Annotated in this window: 10 protein-coding genes; 2 read left to right on the forward strand and 8 right to left on the reverse strand. The window is 75.6% G+C overall.

The window, feature by feature from the left end; genetic code table 11:
- The first annotated feature begins 165 nt into the window (after positions 1-165).
- Positions 166-363, forward strand: coding sequence for a hypothetical protein (locus tag WMF24_RS31275; RefSeq protein ID WP_437731078.1), 198 nt, complete (start codon positions 166-168; stop codon positions 361-363).
- Here the strand turns inward: WMF24_RS31275 and WMF24_RS31280 are convergent, their stop codons facing one another.
- The 5 genes from WMF24_RS31280 to WMF24_RS31300 form a co-directional block, all read right to left on the reverse strand.
- A complete protein-coding gene (locus tag WMF24_RS31280) occupies positions 364-1,287 on the reverse strand; it encodes an FAD binding domain-containing protein (RefSeq protein ID WP_437731079.1) in 924 nt (307 codons plus the stop codon).
- Positions 1,284-1,766 (reverse strand): (2Fe-2S)-binding protein, encoded by a 483-nt coding sequence (locus WMF24_RS31285; protein ID WP_437731080.1) that lies wholly within the window; start codon positions 1,764-1,766, stop codon positions 1,284-1,286. Before WMF24_RS31285 ends, WMF24_RS31280 begins: the two co-directional genes overlap by 4 nt.
- Positions 1,763-4,090: a xanthine dehydrogenase family protein molybdopterin-binding subunit gene (locus tag WMF24_RS31290; protein WP_437731081.1), complete on the reverse strand. Its 2,328-nt coding sequence runs from the start codon at positions 4,088-4,090 to the stop codon at positions 1,763-1,765. Before WMF24_RS31290 ends, WMF24_RS31285 begins: the two co-directional genes overlap by 4 nt.
- A gap of 118 nt (positions 4,091-4,208) precedes the next feature.
- The gene (locus tag WMF24_RS31295; RefSeq protein ID WP_437731082.1) at positions 4,209-4,856 is read right to left on the reverse strand and encodes a nucleotidyltransferase family protein; all 648 of its coding nucleotides are present in this window, start codon (positions 4,854-4,856) and stop codon (positions 4,209-4,211) included.
- Positions 4,853-5,797, reverse strand: coding sequence for an XdhC family protein (locus WMF24_RS31300; protein WP_437731083.1), 945 nt, complete (start codon positions 5,795-5,797; stop codon positions 4,853-4,855). Before WMF24_RS31300 ends, WMF24_RS31295 begins: the two co-directional genes overlap by 4 nt.
- Positions 5,798-5,981: 184 nt before the next feature.
- On the opposite strand from WMF24_RS31300, the gene WMF24_RS31305 reads away from it, so the two are divergent.
- Positions 5,982-7,892 (forward strand): TRM11 family SAM-dependent methyltransferase, encoded by a 1,911-nt coding sequence (locus WMF24_RS31305; protein WP_437731084.1) that lies wholly within the window; start codon positions 5,982-5,984, stop codon positions 7,890-7,892.
- Positions 7,893-9,796: 1,904 nt separating this feature from the next.
- On the opposite strand, the gene WMF24_RS31310 is transcribed toward WMF24_RS31305, so the two are convergent.
- The 3 genes from WMF24_RS31310 to WMF24_RS31320 all read right to left on the reverse strand — a co-directional run bounded on the left by WMF24_RS31310 (position 9,797) and on the right by WMF24_RS31320 (position 13,519).
- On the reverse strand, positions 9,797-11,110 hold the full coding sequence (locus WMF24_RS31310; RefSeq protein WP_437731085.1) for a hemolysin family protein: 1,314 nt from the start codon (positions 11,108-11,110) through the stop codon (positions 9,797-9,799).
- A gap of 63 nt (positions 11,111-11,173) precedes the next feature.
- Positions 11,174-12,505, reverse strand: coding sequence for a glutamate--cysteine ligase (locus WMF24_RS31315; protein ID WP_437731086.1), 1,332 nt, complete (start codon positions 12,503-12,505; stop codon positions 11,174-11,176).
- A 72-nt stretch (positions 12,506-12,577) separates the two neighbouring features.
- On the reverse strand, positions 12,578-13,519 hold the full coding sequence (locus WMF24_RS31320) for a homocysteine S-methyltransferase family protein (RefSeq protein WP_437731087.1): 942 nt from the start codon (positions 13,517-13,519) through the stop codon (positions 12,578-12,580).
- Positions 13,520-13,548: the final 29 nt, after the last annotated feature.

Here is a 13,548-nt window from a genome sequence, read left to right on the forward strand (position 1 = left end):
GCCGCGGCGAGGCTGCTCCCCCGCGCTCGCAGGGCGCGCCCGGAGCTCCGGCGTCCACGCGTCCACGCGATGTTGTTGCAGCGCCGTCGCCTTCGCGTCGCCCCTCCAGCGCATCCTCCGCGCCGCTCGGGCCGTCCCGGAGCGTTCGCCGTCGAGGAGTGCTCAATGAACCACGACATCGGCATGATCTGCCCAGCCTGCGGCTGCATCACCATCTTCCAGGCCGGGACCGACTCCCCGCGGCAGTGCTCTCGCTGCCACGACGAGGATCCCCAGCCCGCGCTGCCGCCGCGCGAGCGACCGACGCGCCCGGGCGGGCGCGGACGCCGACCTGAGGCCCCGCAGCTCGACTGGATGGAGTGATCAGACCGGCGCGCCGAGCTGCCGGAGGAGCTCCCGCACGACGCTGCGTGCGCAGTGCTCCCGGTAGGCCCGCGTCGAGCGCACGTCGTCGATGGGCGCGATGTCCTGCGCCACCGCGGCGTCCACCTCCTCCGGGGTGAGCTCGGCGATCGGGCGCGACAGGCACAGCGCGCGAACGCTCGGCAGGAGCGCCGTCGTGGGCGCCACCGACGCCATCCCCAGCCCGAGCCGCGCGAGCCGCCCGGCGCTCACCTCGGCGACGCCCGCGAGCGCGACCTTCGAGATCGCCTGCGCCCGGCGCGCGCCGACCTTCCGCCAGTACCAGGGCGACCCGGGCGCCGGCAGCGCGATTTCCACGGCGACGATCACCTCGTCGGGCGCGCGCGACGTGCGCTTGTAGCCCGTCTGCAGCGCGCCCATCGGGATGCGCCGCTCCCCGCGGACGCTCTGCACCACGATCGTCGCGTCGTACGCGGCGAGCGCGGCGACGCCGTCCGCGGCCGGCGACGCGGTCGCCAGGTTGCCGCCGAGCGTGCCGCGCGCCTGGATCTGCACCGCGCCCACGTCGCGGCTCATCCGGGCGAGCAGCGGCGCCCGCTCGAGGATCACGCCGCTCCGGCGCATCTCCAGGTAGGTCGTCGCGGCGCCCACGCGGAGCGTGTCGCCCGCGAGCGAGACCCCGCGCAGGTCCTCGAGCCGCGACACGTCGACGACGAGCGGCGGCGCCGCCTGCCCGGCGCCCGCCGGGTCGGCGGTGGAAATTTTCAGCGGAGGCGCGAGCTCCTGCTCGACGATCCAGTCGGTGCCGCCGGCGAGGAGCGCGACAGGCGCGCCGCGCGCCGCCTGCTCCGCCACGAGCTCGCACAGCGGGCCGAGCCCGGAGACGCGCCGCATCTCGAACAGGCGGAGATCGGTGATGCTCACGTCGCCGCCCCTCCCCCGCCCCGGCGCAGCGCCGCCGCGGCGCGGACGCTGTCGACGATGCGCTGGTAGCCGGTGCAGCGGCACAGGTTGCCCGCGAGCGCCTCGCGCACCTCGAGCTCCGACGGGTCCGGGCTGCGCGCGAGCAGCGCCTCGGCGGAGAGGAGCATGCCCGGCGTGCAGATGCCGCACTGCGCGCCGCCCTCCTCGACGAAGCAGCGCTGGAGCGGCGTCAGGTGCCCGGCGCCGGCGAGGCCCTCGACCGTCGTGACGTGCCGCCCCTCGCACTGCCCGATCGCGACGAGGCACGCGTTCACGGGGTCGCCGTCGATCAGCACGGTGCACGCGCCGCACTCGCCCTCCGCGCACCCCTCCTTCGTACCGGTGAGCCCGAGCGGCCCGCGGAGCGCGTCGAGCAGCCGCGAGAGCGGCGGCAGGTCGACCTCGCGCGGCGAGCCGTTGACGACGAGCGATACCTTCATGCGCGATCCCCTCCCCCCGCCGCCGGCCGCGGCGCCGCGGCGGCGCGCGCCGCATCGAACAGGCGCTCCGGCGTGAGCGGCAGCGCGCACGCGGCGATGCCCGTCGCGTGCTCCACCGCCGCGGCGATCGCGGGCGCGCCGCCGTCCATCGGCAGCTCGCCGATGCCCTTGGCCCCGCCGCCCGGACCGAACGGGAAGGGCTCCTCGACGAGGACGACGTGGAACGGCGGCGCGTCGAGCGACGTCGGGATGATGTAGTTGGTCATCCGCGGGTTCCTGATCTTGCCGCCCTGCCAGACGATCTCCTCGGAGAGCGCCCAGCCGATCGCCTGGAGGCTGCCGCCCTCGATCTGCCCCTTGCACATGACCGGGTGGATCGCCTTGCCCACGTCGGTGGCCGACCAGAAGTCGACGACCGTCACCTCGAAGGTGTCGAGGTCGACCTCGACCTCGGCGACGTCGCACGCCCAGCCGAAGCACGGGTACGCGTCGCCCTTGTACGCCTCGTCGTCCCAGCGCACGTAGCCCGGCGGCTCGTACTGCTTCAGCGACGTCACCTGCCCCTCGCGCGCGAGCAGCCGGTCGGCCGCCGCCTCGAAGGTGAGCGCCGGCGGCGCCTCCGCCGCACCGCCCGGCGGCTGCGCCGCCTCCTGCTCCGCGCGCACGCGGCCCGCCAGATCGCGCGCCGCGGCCTCGAGGATCGCGCCGACCACCATCACCGTGCGCGACGCCACGGTCGGCCCCGAGTCGGGCACGGTCGTCGTGCACGGCACCGCGAACTCGACCCGATCGATCGGCAGCCCCGCGGCGGCCGCGGCGATCTGACGGAACACCGTCTCCGTCCCCTGGCCGATGTCCGTCGACGCCGTGCGGATGCGGAGCCGGCCGCCGGGCGCGAGATCCAGCGCGACCTTGCCCTTGAGGTAGCGCTCGCCCGACCCGGTGAAGCCCGCGCCGTGCATGAACACGGACAGCCCGATCCCGCGCGCCACGCGCCCGCGCACGACCGGCCCCGCCGCGCGCTTCTGCCGGTAGCCGCTCGCCTCGATCGCCCGGGCGATGCACTCCTCGCCCGCGACGCTCGCGCGGAGCACCTGGCCGGTCGCCGTCGAGTCGCCGGGGCGCAGCACGTTCTTCGCCTTCAGATCGAGCGGATCGCGGCCGAGCTCCCGCGCGATGCGGTCGAGGTGCCGCTCGATCGCCCAGATCGTCTGCGGCGCGCCGAAGCCGCGGAAGGCGCCGTTCGGCGGCGTGTTCGTCGCCACCGCGGTCGCCTCGATCCAGACGTCGTCCCAGCGGTAGGCGCCCGCCGCGTGGAGCGCGCCGCGCGACAGGACCACCTGCGACAGCGTCGCGTACGCGCCGCCGTCCATGAGGATCCGGAGCTTCAGCGCGCGCAGCGTCCCGTCCTTGTCGCAGCCGCTCGCGATCTCGCAGAACGCCGGGTGGCGCTTCGTCGTCGCCTCGATGTCCTCGGTCCGGTCGTAGATCATCCGCACCGGGCGGCCGCTCTTCTTCGCGAGGAGCGCCGCGTGGAGCGCGATGATCGACGGGTACTCCTCCTTGCCCCCGAAGCCGCCCCCTGTGACCGACTGCGTGACGTGGATCCGCTCGGGCGGGAGCCCGAACGCCTTCAGGAACGCCTTCTGCACGTAGAACGGGCACTGGATCGAGCCTGTCGCGTGCGCGCCGGCCTCGTCCCACCACGCCACGACGCCCTGCGGCTCGATGTAGAGCTGCTCCTGGTGGTGCGTGGCGTACGTCCCGGAGACGACGACGTCGCAGCGGGCGAGCGCCGCGTCGATCTCGGCCTCGCTGCGCTCCCGCTCGACGTCGGCGCGCCCCTTCGTGATGAGGTACCGCTTGAGGACGTTGTCGGCGCCCCAGATGATCTCCTTGCCCTCGAGCGCGGCGCGCGCGTCGAGCACCGGCGGCAAGGGATCGATGTCGAGCGCGACCGCCTGGACCGCCCGCGCGAGCTTGAGCCGGTCCGCGCAGCCGAGCAGGGCGATCGGCTCGTACGCGTGGTTCAGCTTGCCCGTGCCGAGGATCGGCTGATCGTCCAGGATCAGCGCGACCACGTTGACCGGGACGTCCTCGGCGAGCACCACCGTGACGTCGCTCCAGTCGAACGCGGGGTCGAGCCGCACCCCCCGGAGGATCCCGCGCGGCACGGGGCTCCGCACGGTGCGGCCGAAGATCTCCCCCGGCATGGCCGGGAGGTCGTCGACGTAACGGGACGCCCCCGTGACCTTGGGGGGGCCGTCGGCCCGGGGCACGCTGATCCCCACGGCGCTCGATGAAGCGGGAGGGCTCGTCGCCATTCGTGTGCTCCTCCCTGTTGACGATAGCCCTGTCTCCCGGGCCGCGTCGACATCACGCGTGAGACGCGCGCCGCGCGCGTGGCCGACGGACGCGGCGGGCTCTATCGCCTCTCCAGGCTCAGGCCAGGAAGCGCGGCGGGCCCCCGAGCACGCGGAGGACGTCGACCGGGACATTCAGGTCGTGCAGCACCCCGGGATCGTCCACCTCCTCGTCCACGCACCGCTCGCCGAGCGCCCTGAGGTGCTCGCGGAGCGGCGGCGGGTCGGGCTCGAGGTAGCGCTGGAGCGCCTCGGCGCGCAGCACCACCGGGTGCCCGCCGCGGCCGAGGTGCCGCGGCCGCACCGCGAGCGGCGGCGGGGCCGACGGCGCGCCGGGCACGCCCGCGTCGAGCCGCGCGAGCAGCCGCGCCACCGTGACGGCGCTCGCGGGGGGCACGTCGACCGGCGTCACGATGACGGCCTCGGCGTCGCCGATGCGCGGCGCGGCGACGGCCAGCGATCCCGCCGGGCCGAGATCGTCCGGCGCGGTCCACGCGACAAGGTCGATGCCCGGCCGCACATGGGCGAGCAGCGCGTGGAAGACCGAGCTGCGCACCACGACGAGCACCCGCGCGCTCTCGGCCGCGAGGCGCGCCTCCGCGTGCGCGAGCGCCAGCGGCCGCTCGGCCCCTCCCTTCGTCGCCGCGGGCCAGGCCAGGAGGGCCTTCGGCCCCCCGAGCCGCTTGCCCGTGCCCGCGGCGAGCACGATCGTGATCACCTTGTTCATCCGGCCTGCTCCTCCCCCGCCTGCGCCGCGACGACCGTCGACCATCGCGCGCGCTGCCGCCCCGCGCGCCAGGCGACGAGCTCCGCCGCGAGGGCGACGCTGATCTCGGCCGGCGTGCGCGCCCCGATGTCGAGGCCGACAGGCATCCTGACCCGCGCGACGTCGCCCTCCGGCACCCCTTTCGCCTCGAGCCGCGCGCGGGTGCGCGCCGCCTTCGCGCGGCTCCCGACCCCGCCCACGTACCCGAAGCCGCGCGCGAGCGCCCACTCGATCGCCGCCTGATCGAGGCCGTGATCGTGCGTCATGACGAGCGCGGCCGCCTCGCTCAGGTCCTCGGGCATGCCCGCCGTCACCTCCGGGTCGTCGTGGTCGGCGAGCACGAGCCGCACCTGCTCCCCGAGCGCCGTCGCGGCCTCGCGCGGCGCGGCGCCTTGCGCGGGCAGCGCGCCGGCGAGCGGCGCGGACGGCGGCACGCGGGCCGGGTCGGCCGCGGCGGCGCGCGCGTCGCAGAGCGTGACCCGGAAGCCGAGCGAGGCGAGCAGCGGCGCGGCGAACGCGCCGACGTGCCCGGCGCCGATCACGAGGGCGTGGACGGCGGGCATCATCGGCTCGATGAGGATCTCGACCGAGCCGCCGCAGCACATGCCAAGGCTCGGGCCCAGGCGGAACGTCTCGAGCTTCGGCGCGCTGGCGAGCTCGTCGAGCGCGCGCGCCATCATGCCGAGCGCGGCCCGCTCGACGGCGCCGCCGCCGATCGTGCCGATCGCGGTGAGGTCGTCGAAGAGGCAGAGCTTCTGCCCCGGCGTCGACGGCGCCGAGCCGTGGCGCGCCACGACGGACGCGAGCACCACCCGCCGCCCCGCCTCGAGCGCGCCGAGCGCCGCGCGCAGCACGTCGTTCGGCAACGCCGTTCGCGGGATGACCTGGCTCAGATCCGGCATGCTGAAACTCTAGCGACCCCGGGACCGAAAACGAGAGGGCCGAGAGGCCCGGGATGAAAGAGCTTGCCGGAACGCCGCGCTTGTCGCGAAAGTCGAGCGCGCGCGGCGAGCGGCGCAGGAATCCTTTCTCCCGGCCGGGTGGCCCCGCCGGGATCCCCATGAGAAAGCCGAGATCCCAGACCTGATGAGCTCCACCGCCACGCTCGATCCCGACCTCCATCGCGCCCTCTCCGATCCGGGCTTCACGCCGGGCCGCCGCCACTTCGCCGCCCTGATGGATCTCCTCGAGACCGCCGGCGAGCCCGCCGAGCTCGCCGAGCGGGCGCTGCGCCGCGCCGGCGCGGCCGCGCTGCCCGCCGCGCTCGAGCGCGCGGCCGGCGCGGCGCCGTCGCTGCGCGCGCCGCTCACCCGGCTCGTCGGCAAGCTGATGGCCGCCGCGCCGCTCGATGCGGAGGTCGCCGAGCGCGCGCGCGGCCACCTGCTCGCCTGCCTCCGCGACGACGATCGCCGTACGCGCCGCATGGCCGCGGTGGCGCTCGGCAAGCTGCCCGCGGAGGACGCCGGGCGTCCGCTCGCCGCGGAGGCGCTCGCCGAGGCCGCGCGCGGCGAGCGCTCGCCCGACGTCCGCCGCGCGCTGATCGACGCGCTCGGCAAGGTCGGCGGCGGCGCCGCGCTCGAGGCGCTGGCCGAGCTCGGCGGCGAGATGTCGGAGCTCGCCGGCGTGCGCGCGCGCGCCGAGCTGCTGGCCCGGCGAACCCTGTCGCGCGGCGAGCTGTCGGAGATCGCCGGGGATCGCGCGCCGGAGCGCCCTGTCCGGGTGGCGGTGCGGTGCCGGCGCGGGCTCGAGGCGATCCTCGCCGAGGAGCTCGCGGCGCTGGGCAAGGGGTCTCCCGGCGGGGGGCTCGCCCCCGAGCTCCGGAGCGATCCGTGCGGCGGCACGCGCGTCGAGGTGACGCTGGGCGGCCGCCTCGACGCCCTGTTCGGGGCGCGCACGATGCTGTCGTTCGCGTTCCCGCTGCCGCTGCGGAAGCTCGACGAGGGCCAGGACCTCGCCGCGGCCGTCGCCGAGCGGCTGCTCTCGCGGGAGGCGCGCGAGATCCTGCGCCGCTTCACCGTCGGCGCGATCCGCTACCGCATCGAGTGGGCCGGCGGCGGCAAGCGCCGGGCCGCGGTGTTCCGCGTGGCCGCGGCGGTGGAGGCCGAGGCCCCGGAGCTCGTGAACGATCCGACGCAGAGCACGTGGGACGTCGTCGTCCACGAGGGCGCCGGCCGGGTCCGCGTCGAGCTCGCGCCGCGCCTGCCCGACCCGCGGTTCGCGTATCGCCGGGGCGACGTGCCCGCGGCGTCGCACCCGACCATCGCGGCGGCGCTCGCGCGCCTCGCGGGGGTGCGCGGCGACGACGTTGTCTGGGATCCGTTCGTCGGCTCGGGCCTGGAGCTCTGCGAGCGCGCCCTGCTCGGGCCGTACCGGCGGCTCGTGGGCTCGGACCGCGATCCGCGCGCCCTGCAGATCGCGCGGGAGAACCTCGACGCCGCGGGCGCGCGCGGCGCGGAGCTCTTCCAGCGCGACGCGTGCGGCGCGCCGCCCCCGGGCGACGCGCCCACGCTGATCTTGACGAACCCGCCCCTCGGGCGGCGGGTCGAGCGCACGGGAGATCTCGACGCGATGCTCGACCGCTTCGTCGAGGGCGCCGCGCGCGCCCTCGCGCCGGGCGGCCGGCTCGTGTGGATCTCGCCGTTCCCCGAGCGGACCGAGGCCGTCGCGCGCCGCTCAGGCCTGCGGCCCGAGGCGCTGCAGCGCGTGGACATGGGCGGCTTCGACGCCCAGATCCAGAGCTTCCACAAGGCGGCGCTCCGGCCGCAGGCGATCCACGACCGAGGCGACCGCCGGCGCGGGGACCCCGCCGGGCGCGGTGGGCGCGGCCCCGAGCAGGCCGAGCTGCGCGGCGAACAGCATCGCCCCGCCCGCCAGGAGGAGCGCCACGATCACCGCGATCACGATCCCGAGCCGCCCCGAGCGGTCGGGCGGCGCGTCGGAGGCAAGGTCGCTGTCGTCGGACCGCCCGACGGGCGACGGCGACGGCGCGGCGGATGAGCCCTGCAGGGCCCGCTGCGCCGGCGCCGCGCTCGGCGGCGCGGCAACGGCGCCCTGCGGGGGCGGCGAGGCCTGCTGCGGCGAGCTGAGCGCGCCGGCGGCCGCGGAGGTCGGCCCAGGGATCCGGCCGCTCCCGGCATCGGCGCTCCCGGAGGCGGCCGCAGGCGCCGCGCGATCGGAGGCCGCCGCGGCCGCCGCGCGATCGGAGGCCGCCGCGGCCGCCGCGCGATCGGAGGCCGCCGCGGCCGCCGCGCGATCGGAGGCCGCCGCGGCCGCCGCGCGATCGGAGGCCGCCGCGGCCGCCGCGCGATCGGAGGCCGCCGCGGCCGCCGCGCGATCGGAGGCCGCCGCGGCCGCCGCGCGATCGGGCGACGCTGCGGGGGAGCGGCCCCGCGACGTCCCCTCGGCGAGCGCCCGCGTCGCGCTGAACGGCGCGACCGCCGCGGACTGAGGCGGCACGGCGGGCTGGGCCGACGGCGCCTCGCGCGTCCTCGTGGGGACGTCGTCCTCGTCGTCCTCATCGTCGACGACCGTGGGCGCATCCAGCGTGGGCTCGTCGTGGATGCCGTCGTCGTCGGTGTCCCCGAGGAACGGCATCGCGTCTTGCTGCGGGAACGCCCTCGCCAGCGCGTCGCGCCCCGCGCCCGGGCGGTCGCGCCCGGCGATCGGCGGCGCTGGCACGCCGAGCGCGGACGGCTCGCGAGGGACGCCGGCCGGCGACGCCACGCCCGCTGCAGGCCGCGCAACGCCGCTCCCCCGGTGCGCGAAGGACGCCGTCCCCGCGGAGCGCGGCGGCCCGAGGCCCGCGGTCCCGGCGCCGCTGCGGAGGTCCAGGGATCCTTCCCGCATGACGGTCAGCTCGTCCTCCCCGTCGGGGTCGTCGCCGAACGACCGCGTGAGCGGCACCGCCCCCATCCCCGGCGCGCGCCCCAGCGGGACCGGCGCACGGCCGCTCGCGACGGGAGCTTCCGCCGCGGCCCGGGGGATCGGGGCGGCGGCCGGTCGCGGGGGGGACGCGCCGGCGAGCGCTGCAGGGGGCTGCGGGCGCTCGGGCGGGATGGGCGGCGGGGGCTGCCCTGCCGCCGCGGCCGCCGCGCGCTGCGCGATGATCTGGTCGAGCTGCGCGGAGCTGAGCGGCGCGACGCGCATCAGCGTGCGCACCTCGTCGTCGTCCTCGTCGCTCGTCGAGTCCTCGTCGTCGAGCGGGAGCAGCGTGCGCGCCGCGGGATCGGGGTGCCACTCCTCGAGGGCGCGCCGGAACGCGGCCGCGTTCGTCGTGCGGGCGGAGCGATCGCGCTGGAACGCGTCGTCGAGGATCCGCTGGAGGTCGTCGTCGCCCACGTCGAAGACGGCGAGCGGCGCCGGCGACGCGCTCGCGATGCGCTGCCGCGTCTCGACGTCGCTCGCGCCCCCGAAGGCGCTCGCCCCGGTGAGCACCTCGTAGAGCGTCGCCGCGATGGCCCAGACGTCGTCGCCGGGCGACAGCGTCCCGCCCGCGACGCGCTCGGGTGACTGGTAGGCGATGCGGCTCGGCGTCTGGCGCAGGTCGGCCAGGATCCCCTTCGAGGTGCGATCGACCGCGGCCGTCAGCACGCACTCGGGCGAGATGGCGCCGTGCGCGACGCCGAGCGCGTGCAGCGCCTCGATCCGCTTCGCGAGACGGATGGCCCAGCCGACGGCGTCGAGCTCGTTCAGCGGGCCATCGCGCAAGATCCGAGTTGCAAGCGTTTCCACTTACGAAGCGAGGGTAGTACCGGTCCGCCGAACTTTGTACCTGGAACCGTGTGCAGTTCGTCCCCGGGACGACGGGCTCCCGGGGACGCGCCCCGCCGCGGACCTCCCGGGGCGGCGCCCCCGACGTACGGCACGGTTCCGTCGATCCGCGGCGAGGGGGGCCGCGCTCGTCACGACCGCTCGCCCGCGGCGACCTCGGTCGGGACGATGCGGACGCGGCGCACCCTCCGGCCAGCGACGTCCATCGCGACGAGCGTGTAGCCCTCGCACTCGACGCGCTCGCCTGCCTCGGGCGGGTGCTCGAGCCGGCCGAGCATGTACCCGCCGACCGTCTCGACGGTCTTCACCTCGGGCAGCAGCACGATGTGCGCGTCGCGCTCGAGATCCGCGAGCAGCACGCGGCCGTCGACGTCGACGATGCCGCCCCCGCGCCGGTGGATCGGCGGCACCTCCTCGTCGTTCTCGTCGCGGATCTCGCCGACGATCTCCTCGATGAGGTCCTCCATCGTGACGAGCCCGATGAACTCGCCCGAGGCGGAGGTGATGATCGCCACCGGCACCTGGCGCGCCTGCATCTCGAGGCGCAGGCGCTCGACCGACGTGTTCTCGCGCGCGAAGATCGGCTTGCGGAGCAGCTCGGCCACGCGCGTCGCGCGGCGGCGGTGGCTCAGGACGTCGAACAGGTCGCGCAGGTGCAGGTAGCCGAGCACGATCTTGCCCTGCTCGTCGAGCACCGGGTACCGGGAGTACCCGGCGTCGGCCACGGTCCGCACCGCCTCCTCGATCGTCATGTTCGCGCGCAGGGTCGCCGCGTCGGAGCGGAGCGACATCACGTGCCGCGCCGTGCGCCGGCGCAGGTCGAAGATGCGCACGAGCATGCTGCGCAGCGCAGGGTCGAGCCCCGCGGGGCTCCTGGTGAGGAGCAGCCGGAGCTCCTCCGAGGTGTGCGCGATCTCCTCCTCGCCCGCCGGCCGCAGCCCGAACAGCCGGACGAACCCGTTCGCCATCGAGTTCAGCACCCAGATCACCGGCCACATCAGGACGAAGAACCCGTGCAGCGGCCGCGCCGCCCAGAGCGTGACCTTCTCCGTGCGCTGGATGGCGAGCGACTTCGGCGCGAGCTCCCCGATCACGGTGTGGAGCGCCGTGATCACGATGAACGCGATGCCCACGGCGATGGCGTGCGCGCTGACCCCCGACCACGCGCCGAGCGGCGCGAGCCACGGCTCGATGAGGTGGGCGATCGCCGGCTCGCCGATCCAGCCGAGCCCGAGGGACGCGAGCGTGATGCCGAGCTGGTTGGCGGAGAGGTACGCGTCGAGCCGCTGGGACACCTGGAGCGCGAGCCGCGCCCGCGCGTCCCCCTCGCGCACGAGCTGCTCCAGCCGCGTCGGCCGCATCTTGACGATGGCGAACTCGGAAGCGACGAAGAACGCGTTGAGGAGCACCAGCAGCGCGGTGCCTAGGAGATAAACAAACGTCATGCCGGTCGACGTCCTCTGCCCGGTGCGCCAGCCGCGCCGCGCGCCCTCGGCGGCGAGCGGCGCTCAGATCCTCGCACGGTCGAGGATCTTGCTCCGCAGATCCGGGTCGTCGTTGCTGAGCCCCTCCACGAGGGCATCGGCCGGGGATTGCCCCCTGGCGATGAGCGCGCTGATCCGCTCGAGGTGGATGCGCTCGTCCTTGCCGTCCTTGTTCAGGCGCGCGCGCCGCTCCAGGCCGCCCGAGGCGATCGCGACGAGCTGCTCGGCCATGGCCGCGAGCGGCTTGCCGCGGAACGTCGCGCGGAGCGCACGCTCGGCGATCGTCGGGCGCACGGCCTCGAGCTCGTCAAACCGGAAGCTCTCGGACAGGGCGTCGGCCTCGTCCAGCGCGCGCGCGTCGTAGAGGATCCCTGCCCACAGGGCCGGGAGCGCGCAGATCAGCCTGGCCGGGAGCGAGTCGGCGCCGCGAACCTCGATGGTCCGCTTCAGCCGGACCTCGGGGAACAGCGTGTTGAGGTGCATCTCCCAGTCGGCGCGGGTGGCCCGGTGCCCCTGGAAGCCGTTCTCCAGGAACTGGCGGAACGTCTGCCCCGTGTTCTCGATCACCTCGCCGTCCCGCTTGATGAGGAACATCGGCGCGTCGACCGCCCACGCGACGTAGTCCGAGAAGCGGCGGCCGCGCTCGAGCACGTTGCGGATGAGCCCCTGCCGCGAGGGGTCGACGTCGAGCCAGACCCTGGCGCGGTAGCTCCGCCCGCCGAACATCGATCCCTCGTAGAAGGGGGAGTTCGCGAAGATGGCCGTCACGAGCGGGGACAGCCGGAGCGCCACGCGGAGCGCGCGCATCGCGCCCTCCTCGCTGGCGTAGTCGAAGTTCGCCTGCACCGTGGCGGTGCGGCGCATCATGTCCAGGCCGTGCGCGCCGCGCGTCGGCAGGTAGCGCCGCATGATCGCGTAGCGGGCCTTCGGCACCCAGGAGAGCTCGGCCTGGGACGCGAACGGGTGGAACCCGATGCCGAGCCAGGCGAACTTGAGCTCGCTGGAGATGTCGCGCAGCTCCGCCAGGTGCCCGCACATCTCCGAGCAGATCTGGTGGATCGTCTCGAGGGGCGCCCCGGACAGCTCGAGCTGCGCGCCCGGCTCCAGCGTCACCGAGGCGCCGGCCCGGACGAGCGCGATCAGCGGACCGCCGGGCGTCTCGTGCTCGGGCGTCCAGCCGTGCCGCTCGACGAGCGCCTGGAGCACGGAGAGGACGCTCCGCTCGCCCTCGTAGGGGATGGCGGCGCCCGTCCTGGCGTCGACCCCGAACTTCTCTGCCTCGGCGCCGATCCGGTGGAGCGACTCGGGCTTCACGGCCTCGTGGAAGGGAAACAGCAGATCGTCGAACGTCTTCAACGGTTGAGACTTCGACTCACTCGCGTGGCTAGCGTCGGCCATCATCACGTTTCCGGTTGGTTTCGTTCTCGCCTAGAGCGCGCGCCTGAGCAGGGGCGCGCGCTGCGTCGTACGGAGCATCTTTGCGAGCGCACCGAGGTGCGCCAGCGTCGTCCCCGTCCCTCCCCCCAGCATCCGCGCGCCCGCGTCGATGAGCCGCATCGCGGATGCGGCCCAGGCGTCGCATACCTCCGCGGGCGCCACGCGGCCGGCCCCGTCCGCCGGCGCGGTCTCGGCGCCGAGCAGCACGCCGATCTGAGCTTCGTGGGCGACGCCCTCGAGGCGCCGGAGGATGTTCATCCCGAGGTCGGCCGACGCGATCTCGAAGAGCAACGCGTCGGCGCCGCTGTCGAGCGCCGCCCGGGCGGCGTCCTCGAAGCCCTCGCCGTCGACGGTGCGTCCGGCGCCGTCGAGCTCCACGAGCGCCCACGTCGCGAGCTGCGTCGTGCTGGCGCTGACCACCGCGGCGCGCCGCGCGAGCCGCGCGACAGCGGGGGCGACGCACGCGGCCTGGGCGGGCTCGAAGCCGCATGCGACGAGGATCTCGCAGCCGGCCGCCGCGAGCCTGGCCGCATGGACCGCGTAATCTTCCGCAATCCGGTCGGCCATGGGCGCGGCAGCAGTGTGGCCCAGGATACCGGCCACCGCCACGCGGCGCGAGGCTGCGCCCGCCGCCTCGCTCGCGAGCTCGACGGCGGTCCCGGTCAGCGCGGCGGCGCGGAACGCCATGCCGATGGGGGCCAGCGCGCGCGTCGTCGTCGCGGAGGTGAGCGCCCGGACGACGTCGATCCCGAGCGCGATCTCCTGCTCGTGGAGCTCCGCGATCGCCCTGGGCGACTCGCGGAGCAGCCGGCCGACGGCGGTGTTGGAGGAGACCGCGGCGCCCCGGGAGCGGAGCGACGCGAGCGGATCGCCGCTGATGATCAGCGGACGACCTACCGGAGGCCGAGAGGTGGAGGCCTCGAGCGCGTTCACGTCCTTCGCTGCTTTCCAGGGCTCCTCTA

The organism is Sorangium sp. So ce1335 (assembly GCF_051521615.1).
Lineage (GTDB): Bacteria > Myxococcota_A > Polyangia > Polyangiales > Polyangiaceae > Sorangium.

Coding starts and splice junctions, on each gene's coding strand:
- WMF24_RS31285 (WP_437731080.1), bottom strand. CDS start 1,766: ATGAAGGTATCGCTCGTCGTCAACGGCTCGCCGCGCGAGGTCGACCTG.
- WMF24_RS31305 (WP_437731084.1), top strand. CDS start 5,982: ATGAGCTCCACCGCCACGCTCGATCCCGACCTCCATCGCGCCCTCTCC.
- WMF24_RS31310 (WP_437731085.1), bottom strand. CDS start 11,110: ATGACGTTTGTTTATCTCCTAGGCACCGCGCTGCTGGTGCTCCTCAAC.
- WMF24_RS31290 (WP_437731081.1), bottom strand. CDS start 4,090: ATGGCGACGAGCCCTCCCGCTTCATCGAGCGCCGTGGGGATCAGCGTG.
- WMF24_RS31300 (WP_437731083.1), bottom strand. CDS start 5,797: ATGCCGGATCTGAGCCAGGTCATCCCGCGAACGGCGTTGCCGAACGAC.
- WMF24_RS31295 (WP_437731082.1), bottom strand. CDS start 4,856: ATGAACAAGGTGATCACGATCGTGCTCGCCGCGGGCACGGGCAAGCGG.
- WMF24_RS31275 (WP_437731078.1), top strand. CDS start 166: ATGAACCACGACATCGGCATGATCTGCCCAGCCTGCGGCTGCATCACC.